At 42.2% G+C, this 16,441-nt stretch carries 14 protein-coding genes and 1 tRNA gene; 6 read left to right on the top strand and 9 right to left on the bottom strand.

The annotated features are described in order from the left end of the window. Positions 1-160 precede the first annotated feature (160 nt). The 6 genes from J7529_RS19135 to J7529_RS19110 all read right to left on the bottom strand — a co-directional run bounded on the left by J7529_RS19135 (position 161) and on the right by J7529_RS19110 (position 4,689). Positions 161-234, bottom strand: a tRNA-Pro gene (locus tag J7529_RS19135). A gap of 36 nt (positions 235-270) precedes the next feature. Beyond that, positions 271-627: a DUF1818 family protein gene (locus J7529_RS19130; RefSeq protein ID WP_318730302.1), complete on the bottom strand. Its 357-nt coding sequence runs from the start codon at positions 625-627 to the stop codon at positions 271-273. Further along, the gene (locus J7529_RS19125; RefSeq protein WP_278003195.1) at positions 620-1,051 is read right to left on the bottom strand and encodes a hypothetical protein; all 432 of its coding nucleotides are present in this window, start codon (positions 1,049-1,051) and stop codon (positions 620-622) included. The genes J7529_RS19130 and J7529_RS19125 overlap by 8 nt, the downstream gene beginning before the upstream one ends. Before the next feature lie 44 nt (positions 1,052-1,095). After that, entirely contained in the window at positions 1,096-1,323 is a 228-nt protein-coding gene (locus tag J7529_RS19120; protein ID WP_271944325.1) for a DNA-directed RNA polymerase subunit omega, read from the bottom strand. A 52-nt stretch (positions 1,324-1,375) separates the two neighbouring features. Beyond that, the gene (locus J7529_RS19115) at positions 1,376-2,875 is read right to left on the bottom strand and encodes a diguanylate cyclase domain-containing protein (protein ID WP_318730301.1); all 1,500 of its coding nucleotides are present in this window, start codon (positions 2,873-2,875) and stop codon (positions 1,376-1,378) included. Positions 2,876-3,174: 299 nt separating this feature from the next. After that, a complete protein-coding gene (locus J7529_RS19110) occupies positions 3,175-4,689 on the bottom strand; it encodes a TolC family protein (RefSeq protein WP_318730300.1) in 1,515 nt (504 codons plus the stop codon). A gap of 865 nt (positions 4,690-5,554) precedes the next feature. Between J7529_RS19110 and J7529_RS19105 the strand changes: the two genes are divergently transcribed. From J7529_RS19105 to J7529_RS19095, 3 genes are all read left to right on the top strand, one after another. Further along, positions 5,555-7,426 (top strand): EAL domain-containing protein, encoded by a 1,872-nt coding sequence (locus J7529_RS19105; RefSeq protein WP_318730299.1) that lies wholly within the window; start codon positions 5,555-5,557, stop codon positions 7,424-7,426. Between the two features lie 3 nt (positions 7,427-7,429). Continuing rightward, entirely contained in the window at positions 7,430-8,734 is a 1,305-nt protein-coding gene (locus J7529_RS19100; protein ID WP_318730298.1) for a response regulator, read from the top strand. A 603-nt stretch (positions 8,735-9,337) separates the two neighbouring features. Then, on the top strand, positions 9,338-10,297 hold the full coding sequence (locus J7529_RS19095; protein WP_318730297.1) for a DUF6492 family protein: 960 nt from the start codon (positions 9,338-9,340) through the stop codon (positions 10,295-10,297). An 81-nt stretch (positions 10,298-10,378) separates the two neighbouring features. Here J7529_RS19095 and J7529_RS19090 read toward each other — a convergent pair whose 3' ends face one another. Continuing rightward, a complete protein-coding gene (locus J7529_RS19090) occupies positions 10,379-11,125 on the bottom strand; it encodes a hypothetical protein (protein ID WP_318730296.1) in 747 nt (248 codons plus the stop codon). A 93-nt stretch (positions 11,126-11,218) separates the two neighbouring features. On the opposite strand from J7529_RS19090, the gene J7529_RS19085 reads away from it, so the two are divergent. Then, positions 11,219-12,409 carry a lipid-A-disaccharide synthase-related protein gene (locus J7529_RS19085; protein ID WP_318730295.1) on the top strand — a complete coding sequence of 397 codons (1,191 nt, stop codon included), beginning with the start codon at positions 11,219-11,221 and terminating at the stop codon, positions 12,407-12,409. A gap of 47 nt (positions 12,410-12,456) precedes the next feature. On the opposite strand, the gene J7529_RS19080 is transcribed toward J7529_RS19085, so the two are convergent. Together J7529_RS19080 and J7529_RS19075 are read right to left on the bottom strand one after the other, a co-directional pair. Then, complete coding sequence (locus J7529_RS19080; RefSeq protein WP_271944310.1) at positions 12,457-12,663, bottom strand: hypothetical protein; 207 nt, start codon at positions 12,661-12,663, stop codon at positions 12,457-12,459. Between the two features lie 48 nt (positions 12,664-12,711). Then, a complete protein-coding gene (locus tag J7529_RS19075; protein ID WP_318730294.1) occupies positions 12,712-14,709 on the bottom strand; it encodes a WD40 repeat domain-containing protein in 1,998 nt (665 codons plus the stop codon). 107 nt (positions 14,710-14,816) lie between these two features. Between J7529_RS19075 and J7529_RS19070 the strand changes: the two genes are divergently transcribed. Both J7529_RS19070 and J7529_RS19065 read left to right on the top strand, forming a co-directional pair. Further along, the gene (locus J7529_RS19070; RefSeq protein WP_318730293.1) at positions 14,817-15,491 is read left to right on the top strand and encodes a hypothetical protein; all 675 of its coding nucleotides are present in this window, start codon (positions 14,817-14,819) and stop codon (positions 15,489-15,491) included. Positions 15,492-15,518: 27 nt separating this feature from the next. Then, positions 15,519-16,268, top strand: coding sequence for a hypothetical protein (locus J7529_RS19065; protein WP_271944305.1), 750 nt, complete (start codon positions 15,519-15,521; stop codon positions 16,266-16,268). The last annotated feature ends 173 nt before the right edge of the window (positions 16,269-16,441 follow it).

The raw sequence follows: 16,441 nt of genomic DNA, 5'->3' as shown, positions 1-16,441 counted from the left end.
CTATAGAAAACTCTAATTACTATCTAACCCATTTGACCTATTTCTTGCCCCTTACTTTTGGAGGTGTTATGGTGGTTTTAGGCAGATTTTAGGCAGCCCCACCACTTGGGGTAGTGGGTGTTGTGGGTGAAAACCCCGTCCATTATTCGTTTCAATACAATCGGAGCGGCGGGATTTGAACCCACGACCCCCACTACCCCAAAGTGGTGCGCTACCAAGCTGCGCTACGCCCCGGTCACAGATTTCTATCATAACACAGGATTTTGAAAATTAAAACCCCTCTAACGTATTTAAAGCTTGAATGACTTCTGGAGTCACTGCAGCCGGCCAGGTTCCTTCGGCTCGACGACCGGTATTGAGGATGAAATGGAGGCTAAAGCTGTGGGAATATCCTTCAACTTCCATCCACAAAAAGTTCCCTTCGGCCTCACAGGTGATTTTTTCTTCTTCCATGAGTTCGGGGGCGATTTGCTCTAGGCTATGGATCAATTGTTGTAGGAGGCGCTGGAATTCTTGCAGTTCTGTAGCCTTTAGTTCGATCGCCCAATCTGCACCACCAAGCAAGGCGGGATACTCGATCTGTTCGGGTTTCCAGCCGACTCGCCATTGAGAGCCTTGTTTAATCACGGTTGTTTTGGGGATTATAAATGCCAACTAGGACATCAATTAAAGCGTTTCGTTGCGATCGCGTCAAATTTTGGATCGCTTGGCGGTCTCCCTCTAATGGATTATCTCTGAGCAAATCTGAACCGGGATAAACTCCTTCGTACATCACCTCATTAGCTCCCAAATAATCAGCTAGGGTTAACTTCCAATCTAGGCGATATTGGGGGGTGCGACCTTTGACATAGAGATGATAACGAATCAATCTCTCAACTAAGGTATTATCAGGCTTGGCTTCTCCCTGAAGTTGGCTAACGTAATGATTTTCTAGGGGAAAGTCTGGGAGTTGTTCATACACTAAACGCCACAGATCCCTGGGGCGAATGCGAGACTGGGCAAGAGCCACGGGTGGAGAAACTGACTTTAAGGGCATGAAGGATAAAGCCATCAGCCCTAGTGAACTTAAACCAATGAGAAAAAAACGCCTTTGTTTCATTCACCAATGATTTCGGGTTGGGTTAACTCATCAGACATTTCAATTACCGCTCGAATGACGGGTTTCATTTTGGGATCGTCAAGGCTATCAAATTCTTCGTAGCGGCGACGTTGGGCACGATGGGCTACTTGTACGGTAATGCGATAGCGGTTGGATGCGGCATTAATGAGTTCCTCAGCACGACAAATTAATTCTTGGCTGTCTACGGAAGAGCGCTTGAGCATAGGGAGATTTTCAGAAGTTAAGTCAATCTTTATTCTAGTTTACCGGTTATGGTTAAAAGTCGAGCAGGACGGAGGAATTGGCGACCACAATTTGGTTATGACCGTTGCGTTTGGCTTGGTCAAGAACATAACGAGTGAGTTCGAGTAGAAATTGGGGTTGGGTATCAACATGGGGAACTAGAGCGGCAACTCCGATACTGAGGGTAACAGTGGAAGCAACGGGAGAGGTTTTGTGTTCTAGGTCTAGGTTGATGACGTTGTTTTGAATCATATGGGCGACATGAAAACTTCCCGATAGGTCGGTATGGGGGAGAAGGACGGCAAATTCTTCTGGCCCATACCGAGCGACTAAGTCAGCGGGACGTTTGAGAGCTTGGCGCACAGCATCAGCAAGCAGTTGTAAACAAAAGTCACCACTGAGGTAACCATAGGCTTCGTTGTAGAGTCTAAAGTAGTCAATATCACAAAGAATTAGACCGAGAGGCGATCGCTCCCTGGCGAGTCTTCGCCATTCTTTTTGTAGCACTTGGTCGAAACGGCGACGGTTGAAGAGTTGGGTGAGGCTATCGGAAGCAGACAGTTGTTTGAGTTCTTGATTGGCTTCTTTGAGTTGTTCGTAGAGCTGGGACTGTTGAATGGCGATGCTCAGTTGGCTGCTCATGTCTTTGAGCAGTTGGGTTTCCCAGGGTTGCCAGTTTCGAGGCTGATGGCATTGATGGACGATTAGGAGTCCCCAGAGATAGGTATCGCACAGGTGGTAGTGATGGGAGGCGATCGGTAAATTAGACTGATTGGATGGAAAGGGGGTATTTTGGATCGGGATAGTTAAGGGGATTCCCAGTTGAATGGGAAAGACTAGTTGCGATCGCACCTGAAGTTGACTCAGGTATTTGCGGTCTTTATCTCGAAGTTCAGCCGTTTCTAAATTGTCAATTTGGCTGAATTTTCCTTGTTGATAGAAGGTGACTTGATCTTTGGTGTAACACTGTTCAATGGGCTGATCCAGGATAGAATGACAGCTAGAATGGAGTGCTTCGACGACGACTGTACCGCTCCAATCCGGATTGAAATAGTAGATGAAGGCTCGGTCTATGGCCAATAGGGTTTGTACTCGATCAACTGTCGATTGCAGAATTTCTTCTAGGCCGACAGATTGACGAATAATCTCCATCATCCCTCGCAAGAGGCGATCTCCTTCGGCTTGTTTCTGCCGTTCCTCCTGCTCCTTATAGAATTGAGTCCGATCTTCAATCAACACTAAGTATTGAGACGTTGGGCGTTCTTCTTCCCAATTAGCCCTCAACGTTACCTTTAGGTCAACTCCTTCTAAATTTCCTTCTCTCTCTACCGATTGATTCTCGATCAATTCTCCTAAATGAACAGAGCTTAAAAACGGGAATATTTCTCTCACATCGACACCGAGAGCTAGAGTCATTTGAGGAAGAATATCGCCAATATTGTCATCAGCACCCGTTATTAAGAAGCGATCATTAATGATCAAATAACTGGCTTTAAATTTCAGGCTTATAATCTGATTGAATAGACGATTCATCGCTGGTTCTCCCTCTCGCATCTCTCCATTCTGAAATCCCTCTTTTCCTAAATTAGGCTTACACTTCAGAACGTTTCGACGGAATCTGATGATTGATTTTTATTAACTTGCACTTCAGTGGACATGACGGGTGGAACTAGACAGTTCCGTAATTGAGAATAGGGTAAAGTCTAGATTCTTGTCTGTGTGTTTATCCTATCACTTCTCCCTGGGATTGACAATCGCACAGACTTAGATTGAAACTTTATGACTCCTATTCAGGGAGAGGGGAAAGATTTGCCCTGAAATCCTATGAGAGATTACTCAATTTCCAGGTTTAAATTCCACTTCTCTAGGGTGATTCCCAGACTCCGATCTAACTGAGTTAAGGCATTTAGATACTCGATTAAAACCCCTAATTCATTTTGTTGGGCTTGGGCTAATTGATTTTGAAAGTTAATAATATCAGTTAGCGAGGTATTGTCAAGACCCAGACTGAGCTTCTCTTCTTCCGCTGCTAATTGCTCTGCCACCAATTGAGTCCTGGATCGAGATTGCTGTACCTCTTTCCAGGTCAGTTGAATCTCACGGATCAGATTATTCAAGTCAATATTCAAGCTTGAATAGATTTGACCTAGGGTGTTTTCAGCTTTTGTCACATTCACTTGGCTTTGTTGGAAGCGCTGTTCGGGCTGCAAATCTCCCCAGATTTTACTCAAAGTTAACCCTAGAGTTAGATCCGATCGAGTCTGAACCAAATTACTGGGTTGAAAATTATAATCCGCTTCTAAATCCAAGTTCCAACGACGATCGTCGGCGGCTTCAATTAAAGTATAGTTGGCAATTTTCTGAGTCAATTGAGCCTGTAAGTAAGTGGGATTGTTTTCTAGGGCTACGGGCAATAACTGTTCGGCTTCTAATATCGGTTGATCTTGGAGTGTGGGAGCTTGAGCAGCGATCGCTAAATCTCGATCGAGTTCTAATAAATTCAATAAGTCTAATCGAGCTTCGTCCAGGGCATTTTTAGCATTTAAAACACTCAATTCTTGATTGGCTACATCTGCAGCTCCTTGAATCCGTTCTACTGGAGGTAGTTTTCCTGCCTCAATTAAAGCTTCTGTCACTTCCAGACGACGACGAGAGTTTGCTAGGGTTAATTGGGCAATTTCCAGTTGTTGTTGACGTTGAAAGAGTGTACGGTAACGCAAAATAGAATCAGTCACTCGATCGATTAATGTGGATTTCACTTGTAAAATCTGCACTCGATTGGTTAAGCGGGCACGCTCAACCGAAGCTTGATTAACTTCGACTCCTGAACGTCGTAATAAGGGCTGTCTCAATTGTAGTTGAACCTGATGATTTAATGCCCTTTGATCCAACGGAGTAGTGGAAGCAAATTGTCGCTCTAAACGACGCACAGTTCTCCAGTCAAGGGTGATTTCAGTACCGATGGGAAACTGAGTATTCAGGGCGGCACCGATATCTAACCCTTCACTTTGAGTAATAATGGGGCCAGTTGATCCTCGACGAGCATTGAGTAAAATACGAGGGGTAAGATTGGGGTTAAATTTATCTTCAGCAACGGCCAGATCTTGACGTTGAGCAATGCGATCGAGATAGGCATTTTTGACTTCTGTGTTATTTTCAACTACCAGTTGGACAACATCGGTGATTGCCAAGGACAAGGGGACGGATTCTATTATCTGTTCAAACTGAACAGTTTCAGCTTCTAAGGGAGTCGCTTGTGCAGGCAAAAAAACGCTCAAACCTATGCTATAAATGGTTAATAGCCCTCCAGAGATGAGGGATAAACTGACGGATTGGTAATAGCTCATGGCTGGTTTTTGGATAAAAGTTTAACGTTAATTTAATATGAATTTCATTGGGTCCCACAAACGGTGTTAAGAGTCTAGCCAACTGGAGAACTTTCGAGTTAACGACAAACAATAGTGCTACAATCAAGGTGAGTTACTTCTTTTTAGGTTTTCAGTTATGGTAAAAATATAGATTTGTCAGGGAAATTAGGTTTAGAGCAACTTCCTTCCAGATCGGCTTTTATGTTACAATTATAGACATAAAAAGGGTGATCAACCACCTAAAAAAATAGTGACTCAAAGGCAAAGCACCTTGAAAACCGAAGTTATGCAGTTCTTCTCAGGAAGGCTTGAGAAGAAAAAACTTTAACCATCAAGTACGAGAGGAACTAAGGATTTTAGGTGTTAACTGTACCGAAGGGCATTCGGGAACAGGGTTCTGAAATAGAGGAAACGTCTGAGGAGAGAGAGTCTCTGGTTTAAATACCGCAAGGCATTTAATTTAAGCGAACTCGTTGAATCAGAAATCCAGTCGCAGTAATATTTGGAGAATGTACTCCGCTTTAGCCCAGTGGAGTATATTAATTAAAGAGTCTTTTCCTTCAACCTCAAAAGCGCTATGCTAATTTACATCTGTTCGTCAGTTGCTGGATCAGTGTATGGGTCAATCTAGGGGGTCTTAATTATCTAGGCTTGAGAGGTGATCTCATACCATTTCTATGTAAAGATGCGCTTCATGATTGGCTCTAAACCCTTGCTACTCAAGGATTGATCAGTTGCAGCTTCATAGCGAAATGGTATCAATCCCTTCAGTTTACACAGAAGATATACAGATTGATGAAGCAACCAGTCAGGTATACAAGCGATTGGATCACAATACACAGATATGGTCAACCTAATCAAGACAACCCAATCTGGACTGATTCTCATTGTTGATGATAATACCAACAATCTTAGGGTGCTATTCAACTTACTGAAAAAATCAGGGTTTAGGGTATTAGTGGCGACAGATGGCAAAAATGCCTTAGACAAAGTGAATCAAACCTATCCAGATTTAATCTTACTGGATGTGATGATGCCAGAATTAAGTGGGTTTGAGGTCTGTCGTCAGCTTCAATCGAATCCCAACACTCAGGAGATACCAGTGATTTTTATGACTGCTTTATCCGAAAATGAAGATAAAGTGAAGGGATTAAAACTTGGTGCTGTGGACTACATTACCAAACCTTTCTATCAAGAAGAAGTCTTAAGCCGAATTCAATTACATCTTAAGTTACGCTCTTTAACTCAAAACTTACGAGAAAAAAATAAGCAACTTCATAAAGAAGTCCAAGCCAGACTATTAGCTGAAACGAAATTAAAACATCTGAATGAAGATTTAGAAAACCGTGTATTAGAGCGTACTGAGCAACTCTCATCAGCCTTAGAGAAATTACAAGCCAGGGAAGAACAACTCAGTTATGAAGCTTCTCACGATCATCTAACGGGATTATATAACCGGTTATGGGTCACTCAATATTTATCGACATTGTTAGATGATGTTTCTAGTCATTCTCAGATCAACTATGGAATTTTTTTCCTAGATTTAGGGCATTTTAAGCGAGTTAACGATCATTTGGGACATCGCATTGGGGATCAAGTGTTGAAAGAGGTGGCAGAGCGATTGCTTGGATGTTGGCGGGGACAAGGACAGGTAGCACGCTTAGGGGGTGATAAGTTCTTATTAGTACTGCAAATCTGCGAAAATACGGATGTGGAGGCGATCGCTAATCGGATCTTAGAGCATTTGCAATTACCCATTACCATCGGTCACTATCCCATTTCCCTCCATGCTCGCATAGGAATTATTCCATCCATCCTTGGCTATCGACAAATGACCGACATTCTGCGCGATGCAGATATTGTCATGTCAGAAGCCAAACGAGCCGGGAAAAGCGGTTATTGCATCCTCAATCCCCATCTCCAATCTCGTGCCTTAGAACGCATTCAACTGGAAGCTGAATTACCGCTAGCCATCCAAAATCATCAATTTGAGTTACATTATCAACCGATTATTGCCCTCGATAATCATCAACTCGTCGGTTTTGAAGCCTTAATTCGTTGGCAACATCCTCAACGAGGACTCATTTCCCCCGGATACTTTATTGACTTAGCTGAAGAAACAGGATGTATTGAAGAATTAGGATTTATTGCGCTTACCTTAGCCTGTCAACAACTCCAACAGTGGCACAAACAATTTCCACAGACCCAAAATTTGGTCATTAATGTCAATCTCTCCCCCTTGCAATTACAAAACTTCCATCTTCTCACCACTATTATTACCATCTGTCGTCAACATGAGATTTTACCCCATCAACTCAAACTAGAAGTTACCGAAAGCGCCTTTTTAGAAAATGAAGGAATGCCCACAAAATTTTTACAAGAAATTCATCATCAAGGCATTAAAATTTGTATTGATGATTTCGGCATAGGATACTCATCCTTAAGTCGTCTCCATTCTTTTCCTGTAAACACGCTAAAAATTGATCGATGTTTTATTTCTCGTCTGGATAGTGCAGAAGGTTTGGCAATTATTCAAACCATCATTTCTTTAGCTCACCATCTTGGTATGGATCTGGTTGCCGAAGGCATCGAAACCAAAGAACAACTCAAAATCGTCAAAGACATAGGGTGCGAATGTGGCCAAGGATTTTTGTTTGCAAAACCTCTAAACTCTGAATCAGCCACTCAATTTATCGAAAATTATAGGATTAATTGACCTATGAACACTTCTTCTAGCGCTCAAAAAACCCTGCTGGTTGTTGATGACAATCCTACTAATATCAAAGTTTTATTTAACTTTCTTAAAGAAGAAGGATTTAAGGTATTGGTCGCCAAAGATGGCTTAAATGCCTTAGAAAAACTTGCTTCTATCCAGCCTGATTTAATTTTACTTGATATTATGATGCCTGGAATCGATGGCTTTGAAACTTGTCATCGCATCAAAAAAGACCCCAATCTTAATACCATTCCAATTATTTTTATGACCGCCCTGGCAGATGCAAATAATAAAGTCAAAGGACTCAGTTCTGGGGCCGTTGATTACATCACAAAGCCATTTCAACAAGAAGAAGTTTTAGCGAGAATCAATCTTCATTTGCAGTTACAATCTCTCACTCAAGAACTGGCCAGTGTAAATGCATCATTGGAACAAAAAGTGGAAGAGCGAACCGCAGAACTCAAAAAAGCTCAATCTCAATTAGTCTTGACAGAAAAAATGTCGTCTTTGGGTCAACTGGTAGCCGGCATTGTCCATGAAATCAATAATCCAGTCGGGTTTATTGCGGGCAATATTGCGGAAGCCAAAAGTTATGCCCAAGACTTAATTCAACTCATTCAACTCTATCAAGAAAAATATCCTGAACCCGGTGATGAAATTCTTGATGAATTAGATGCAATTGAATTTGACTATTTACAGGAAGATTTTCCCAAATTGCTCAAATCGATGGAAGAAGGAACCAATCGCATTACTTCTATTAGTCAGTCCATGCGTACCTTTTCCCGTGCCGATAGCGATCAAAAAGTCTCTTTTAACTGTCATGATGGAATTGATAGTACCCTTATGATTCTCAGGCATCGCCTGAAAGCGAAAGATTATCGACCAGAAATTAAAATTACTAAAAGCTATGGAGAGTTACCCCTTATTGCTTGCTATCCCGGCCAATTGAATCAAGTGTTTATGAATCTGTTAGCGAATGCGATTGATGCCCTAGAAGATTCTAGTCAAGGAAAAACTTATGAGGAAATTCAAAATCAGCCGAATGAAATTCTGATTACCACAAGTTGTGATACCAATAACAATCAAGTCAAAATTGATATCCAAGATAATGGAGCCGGCATGAAACCCGAAATTCAACAGAAAGTCTTTGATTATTTGTTTACAACTAAAGGGATTAATAAAGGTACAGGACTAGGATTGGCAATTTCCCGGCAAATTATTGAAGATAAACATCAAGGAACCCTGAAATTTACCTCTCAACTCGGAGAAGGAACTACTTTTACGCTAGCGCTGCCCGTGAAGAATTGATATAGATTCGCATTTCCTAGGCAAATGATTATTAACACTTAACGCTCTTCAGACAGATTTTTGTCCCAGTTGGGAACTTGCGGTCTAAGTCACTCGTCATGACTGTATGGTTTCTCCTTGGTGACCAGGTGGCGGGAAGGCTTTAGGCAATACCCGCCCTTTTTATGGCGCTACGCGCTGGTGATAGGTAATTGGTAATCGGTAACAAGTTAAGGTTGTAGGCGAGGGGCAAGCAAAAGGGACAAGGGAAAACCCGGTACAGAATCCATAAATTGTACAGAATCCATAAATTAGTGTGAGATAATTAGCTAGACTCTATCTCAAGGGGTGACAAGGCAGCTCAAAGGTCGCTATAGCAACTTTTTTCGATGGTATTTTGCTGAAAACATCAACTGAAAGGTCGCGATAAAACTCCGTTTCGCTTCGCGATCGCATCACGATAATATCAGGTTAGAGGATTACTTGCCCAAAAAACCGCTGATTTTTTTTGCTAGCTTAAATTCTCAAAGTCAAGCTTAACCTTAGATTCAAACCTGTTGTCACTCTCTGAGTTCAGCTTACTCCATCCTTCTTTGCTGATCCCGAACTCAGGTTTTTTAGCTTATGCTATCAAAAATTGATGTTGTTATTCCTGTTGCTGCGAAAGATAGGGTAAAACTTCCGATATGTATAGAAGGAGTTTTAGCCCATTCCCTAACCCCAATCGATAGGATTTATATTATTGCCTGCCAAGAGAACTGCAAAAAAAACATTCTAGTCCATCGCTGTATTCACTGGATTGATGAAGCAACTTATCCATTTAGTCTTGACGATATTAAAGAGCGTTTGCAACATCAAAAAAGTCAATACAACAATAGTTCTTGGTACTATCAGCAGCTCTTGAAATTCTATGTCTTTGAAGTTATTCCTGACTTACAACCCCATACTTTAATTTTAGATTCTGACTTCTTTGTGAGTCAAGATTTGATGTTTTTAACTGATCGCAATCAGGCAATTTTTTCTTATGGATATCCTTTTCAGTGGTTACTCAACACCCAGAATTATCCAGAAGAATATCAACACAGTCATATTGATTTTGCCAAACGGTTGATTCCGGGTTGGCATCCAGTTAACCCATTTAGTGGTATGCACCATCATGTTTTACTGAACCGAGATATTGTCAAGAAACTCTTTTTTAAGGTTGAAAACACTCATCAAAAAGAATTTTGGCAAGTATTTATAGACAATGTAAAGTTTGAGAAGTGGAATGCGGCTTCTGAATATGTGATTTACTATCACTTTGCTATGAAATTTCATCCCGAACGAGTTATATCCAGACATTTAAAAAGCTGCGATTTTATTCACGATCACTCAGAAAATGATTTTACTCTTCGACTTGCCAAGGATGCTATCGAAAGCAGAGAATTTGCCACAGTGGGTTGTCACAGTTTCCTAGATTTAAAGGCACGATTAAAAACAATGGATTATATTCCAGATGACTTAAGGAGGCAAATGCTCTCATCAGAACATCTCGTTTTTAAATTAATCCTAAACGATAGTCGGCTGCACGTAGAAGCTGTCTAGGTTGAATCGCAAATCTGGTGCATCTTGTAAAATGTAAGTTTATCCTAGGGTAGGGCAGAACATTATCGATATTTCCAGCTTTTATGAAGATACATTGTCCATTCGATAAAAAATAGCATAACCATTTCTTAGAGAGGGATTATAAGTCATGGCAAAATAGCCTGGATCTGCTGTTAAACGATGATAGTTATTATGGTTTTTAAAAGTGTTGATGTCATCCAAAATAATGATCTTAGCACCGTAAACTTGTTTTAGCTCTATCTCGCCAGTAAATTCAGAGCCATCAATTAAAACCACATCAAAATGTTCGATTTTGTATTCTTGTTGGATTATAGAAATAATGTGGGGAGTAATATCGTTAACCTTAATGTAATTCCGATCTTGCTCTAACCATTCTAAGAGTATTTCAACTGAGGGCTGTTCCAAAGCTTGAGGATAATTCTCATAAAAAATGCTTACTCTATCGGGAGAAGGGAAATCCTCTGCTGCAACCGTAGACCCATGGTAACAGTGAACTTGTGGATAGTCTCTGTAGCGTTTGTCTAACTCAAAAAACAGATTGTCAACTGCTTCAATGCAAAATAGATGCGGCTTACAAGGATTTTCTAGCAGCCCCGTAACGAAGGCTTTCGTACTGCCTTGCCCCGTAAAAGATCCAATTTCCAGTAAAGTGTGAACAGGCTCATTGCGGGCGATATTTTCAATCGCATCGTAAAGGTCGTCATCTTTGATATCAGCGATCTCTTTTCCCTCTACTTCCATTCTTGCCAAGAGATTCAGTTGAGGCCGTTGAATTTGGTCGCGGGTTAATTGATTTTGGCTAGGCATGATCTCCCTTTCTCGTTGCGTTTTGACAAGGAGATTATACCCGATCGCCGAGTGCTAAAATGAAAGCCTTGTTCTAGCGCGAAGCCTTATATTATGCATCACTCATCCCTACTGTTCCTCAGTAATGGTCATGGGGAAGACCTCAATGGCAGTTTAATAGTCAAGGCTTTGCAAGAGTCTTATCCCCAGATGAAGGTTGGGGCAATGCCTTTCGTGGGTGCAGGGGGAGCCTATCGCGGTTTAGGTGTGCCCATTATTGGCCCGACGCGCACCCTTCCTTCTGGCGGAATATGGTATATGAATCCGCTTTATCTAATTAAAGACCTATTTTCAGGTTTGATTGGGTTAACCTGGCGGCAAATTCGGGCGGTTCAGCGCTATAGTCGGCAGTGTGACCTGTTAGTGGCGGTTGGGGATATTGTACCCATTGCTTTAGCGCAGTTAACGGGTCGTCCTTATCTAGCGTTTGTGGTCTCGACCTCTAGTTACTATGAGGGTAAGGTTAAGTTACCATGGTTAACGGCGCAGTGTTTGCGATCGCCGCAATGCCAAAAAATTTATACCCGCGATGCCTTTACTGCCAGGGATTTACAGCAACAAGGATTCCCCAAAACCACATTTATTGGTTGTCCGTTTATGGACACTCTCACGCCAACCGGAAAACCCTTAAATCTACACCCCAATCAACCCATGATTGCCCTTTTCCCTGGCAGTCGTCTTCCCGAAGCCTTAGAAAACTTTACCCTACAATTGCGCTTGTGTGAAATACTCTCATCCCAGCAACCCCTACAATTTCAAGCGGCCTTAGTTCCCCATATTCACCAGACGCAATTACAAGCACTAGCAACTCAAGAAGGCTGGGACTATACACCCGGAAAACTTACCAAAAACCAGACCACAGTTCACTATCATTTCGATGCTTTCCCCGACATTCTCCATCAGTGTAATCTGGTGATTGGCATGGCAGGAACCGCCGTAGAACAAGCGGTCGGATTAGGTAAACCCATTGTCCAAATTGCCGGTAAAGGCCCCCAATTTACCTATCGATTTGCTGAAGCCCAAATGCGGCTTTTAGGGCCATCCATTACCACCGTGGGGACGGGGCCAGCGACTCCTGCTATTTTAGCAGAAGCAGCCGCAAAAATTCTGCATATTCTTAGGGATGAGTCTTATTTGCAAACTTGTATTGAAAACGGTCAAAATCGAATCGGTCCTACAGGAGCCTCCCAGAGATTTTCAGAGGAAATCATGAGGATCATTAGGATGAAGGAGGGTCATTCATAATTGAGATTTGATTCTCTCTTCGAGCAGGGTCAGGGTTTCCCTCAACGCTAAAAAACTTGATCTTCGATTCCTTTCCACCATTCGCCAAGTTTCATTAAATCTTGGTGAATTTCGGTCAATTGTTGCATGTATTCTTCGGGCGCAAGTTCTTGGCGACGCTCTTGCAACTTTTTTAACCGCAACTGGAGCAGTAACCAGGGTTTTGAGATGCCATCGGTGGCTTCAATATAGTGAGCTAAAGATTGACTGTTCACGATCGCACACTCCTCAGTAAAAATAAACCTAACCTCTATTATGATCCCCTAGCGCCAAACTTGCTCGGATTTACCTGCGATTAAGTCCCATAGACGGATAGTTTGATCGGTGCTGCCCGTTGCTACAGTGCGATTATTTGGGTGAATAGAGAGTGCTGAAATGCCTCCAGTATGACCCCTTAAGGTATGCAGTAACTCACCGTTCACCAGGTTCCAAACCTTGACCTCTCCGGTACTTGACCCGGTAACCAGATATCTGGCATCTTGAGTAATAGCGAGCGATCGCACCTGAGAGCCATTTTTTTGTAGACGACGACTGGTGGGAATCTCTCGCTTTTCCTGTTCCACTAGTCGCAAATCCCACACCCGCACCTGACCATCCTCTCCTCCTGATGCTAACAATTTACCATCTCTGGTCAGTGCTAACCCGTATACTGCACCCCGATGAGCTGGAAAACTGGAGACTAATTCTAAGCGACTTAAATCCCACAAGTGAACCATACCATCGGCACTACCACAGGCTAACCAACGGCGATCGCCACTTAACGTTACCGTATAAATCGTTTGTCTGGGGCCGCCTAGGGTTTTCAACAATGCTCCTGTTTGCAGATCCCATAATTTGACGGTGCGATCGTCTCCTCCACTGACCAACAGTTGACTATCGGCACTAATAGCCATCCCATACACTCCTCCCTGATGGGCCGTGAGGGTCTCAATTAACCGTCCCGTAACTAAATTCCACAGCTTGATTTTGCCATCAAAACTACCACTGGCAATCACCGGTTGAATAGGACTGATGGCTAGAGACCAAACCGAAGTTTCATGACTCGAAACGGTATGTAGAGGAGAGGAATTATCCTGTTCAGTAACGGGCCAAATCTTCACACTTTGATCTAAACTGCCACTAATTAATAAATCTCCTGTCCCCGTAAATCCGAGAGCAGAAATCGTATCGTCATGGGGGGTAAAATTGTCGGGAAATAGGCGAGTATCGAGATTCCAGAGATTGACTAAGCTATCATCTCCCCCACTAATTAAGGAGCGACGATCTGGGGTAAAGGCGATCGCGCTTACTCCCGTTTTATGACCCGAAAAGGTCTGCATTTGAGATCGAGTATCCATATTCCACAACTTCACCGTCCCATCATCACTACCACTGGCTAAAATATTCCCTGTGGGACTAAACTTGAGGGACAAAACCCCCATGCGATGACCGGTTAATAGGGTTTCTACTACTCCCCTAGGCACATTCCAAACGGCGATCGCCTCTTCAAAGCCACTACTAGCCAAAATCCTTCCATCTTCACTCAGAGCTAATGCTAAAACCCCACCTGTTGGAGACTCCAAAACCTGTTTTTCCTCACCCGTGTACAGATTCCAAAACCGAATGGTTGCATCCGCACTGCCACTAATTAACGTATGGCCATCAGGAGTAAATGTTAATGCTTGTACCCAATCTTCATGACCCTCTAAAATTCCGATCGCCTTTCCCGTTTCCAGATTCCATAAATGAATAGTCCGATCTAAGCCACCACTGGCTAAAATTCGTCCATCGGGACTCACCGCTAGGGCTAAAATACCATTGCGATGTCCCCTAAACGTGGTAATTTCTTGCCTAGTTTGAGTATTCCACACTTTAATAGTGCGGTCTAAACCTGCACTAACCATTAACTTACCCCGTGGACTCATGGCCAACGCTAACACGGCTTCTGTATGACCTCTAAGCAGTCCACTAGACCGGTTTTCCCACAAATCCCACAGATAAATTTGATTCTCTTCCCCAGCACTAGCAATGAGGCGACCATTGGCACTGACCGCAACGGCTTTCACTGCTCTGGTATGTTCTGATAATTGTTGAGTCGGTGGAATTCCTGGGGGAACACTACGCAGAGGCTGTACGGGTTGGGCAATAAGGCGACCCATCGCTTCGATGTCCGCTGGCTCAAACGCGATCGCCCCATCTGTACCTAATATTCTTCCTGAACCTTGCTCTAGCGCACAGATACCCACTATCCCTAAGATCTTAAATAAGATTAAATATTTCATAACTTGAATATGAATCCCCAAAATTCAGCTTAAAATGGAAAATGGGAACTTAAGGATTACTTTTGAAGTCATTCTATTATAATATATCACTTCAGGAGTCAATAGTCATGAATTATTTTGCCATCGTCATGCAGATGCTACGGGAGCGAAACTCATTCATGGAGGAAATTTACAAAGGCATTAAAATCAAATCTAAAATTACTGGCTTATTCATTTCTAGCTCCATATTTTTTGCTTTTTATGGATTGATCATGGGAGCCTATGGTCATTGGTATCAGTCCTTAGTTTCAGCCATCAAACTACCTGCTCTATATCTACTCACCTTAATTATTTGTTTCCCTACGCTCTATCTATTTAATGTCTTATTTGGCTCTAAATGCAATCCCGAACAGTACCTCTGTTTACTCATGAGTGCCATGGGATTGATTAGTATTTTACTTTGTGGCTTTGCTCCCATCACCGTTTTCTTCCTGTTAAGTATCCCCGACTATCACTTTTATCTGCTTCTCAACGTCCTCATTTTAGGAGTCACTGGATTTTTCGGTATTCAGTTCTTTTATGAAGGGATGAAACAATTGATGAAAGCCGATGACATTGGCTATGAAATTCGCCACAGAATCCTCTTAGGCTGGTTATTCTTATATGGTATTATTGGTAGTCAACTGGGTTGGACACTACGACCGTTCATGGGAACTCCAGGCAAAGCATTTGAACTCTTCCGTCCCTTAGAAAGTAATTTCTATAGTGCAGTTTTTAGATCTTTTCTTGCCTTGTTTAACTGATTTTATTTATTTTGCGTCAGAATATTTATGAATTCAGACTTAGAAGACCTGCGAATATCCGATGAGACCCTACAAAACATTAGTGGAATTTCCATCCATGATAGTTTCCTTGGAGAATACTATCGAGTTTGGGCGAAAGTCAGTCATCAGGAATCCAACGATGAAAAACGAAATGCGGCTCTGTTGAGATTTTCGGGACTCGAGTTAGGCTTATTTTTCCTAACTTTGGTGATTGCTTCCGGTACTACTTTACTGACCATCAAAAACTCCTGGAATAGCACTAATCCCAATTACTGGATACCCATCGTCTCCAGTTTGGGGTTATCTGCTTTTTTGTTTCTGATTATCAATCTCTACGTTTATTTGAATTCCAAACCTTTAATCTACTTACTTACTCTTTTAAATGAATTGGATAACTATGAACGCATAGTCACCATATTTTACCGTATAGATCAATTAATTACAGATGGGTACATGGAGCAAGATAGTGGGAATCGTCATCAAATGGTTGAAGCGCTAAGAATTACTAAAGATAGCTTTATCCATGCCCTAAAAGCAGAACGATTAGTGCGCGAGTATCACCAAGTCAAATTACCCGATGATTTATTCGATCAATTGGATCGTAATTTGTCTGATTTAATTGATTTTGATATCCAAGGTCAAGAAAGTCATTATGGGCGCTTAATTAATGAAACCTTAGAAATTGGCATTAGTGTCCATCGGGAACTTAGAAAACTACAACAGGTCAGTGAAAGCTATTATAGCGCTTCGCGTTAGGGAAGAGGTTGTGGTACATGGGCGCATAAAAATTAGACTCTACTCGAGAATAGAATAAACGGCTGTCACTCTTTGACTAGGCAGTGATAAAGGGAAGTGATAAACTGGTCAACAAGGGTTATATAGCACTTCGCGCTAGGGAATAGAGAATAGGCTTGCTTTGCAATAGCTTG

Origin of the sequence: Roseofilum sp. Guam (assembly GCF_017746735.1) — a bacterium.
GTDB lineage: Bacteria > Cyanobacteriota > Cyanobacteriia > Cyanobacteriales > Desertifilaceae > Roseofilum > Roseofilum reptotaenium.
This window is presented reverse-complemented; position numbering and strand designations above follow the sequence as displayed.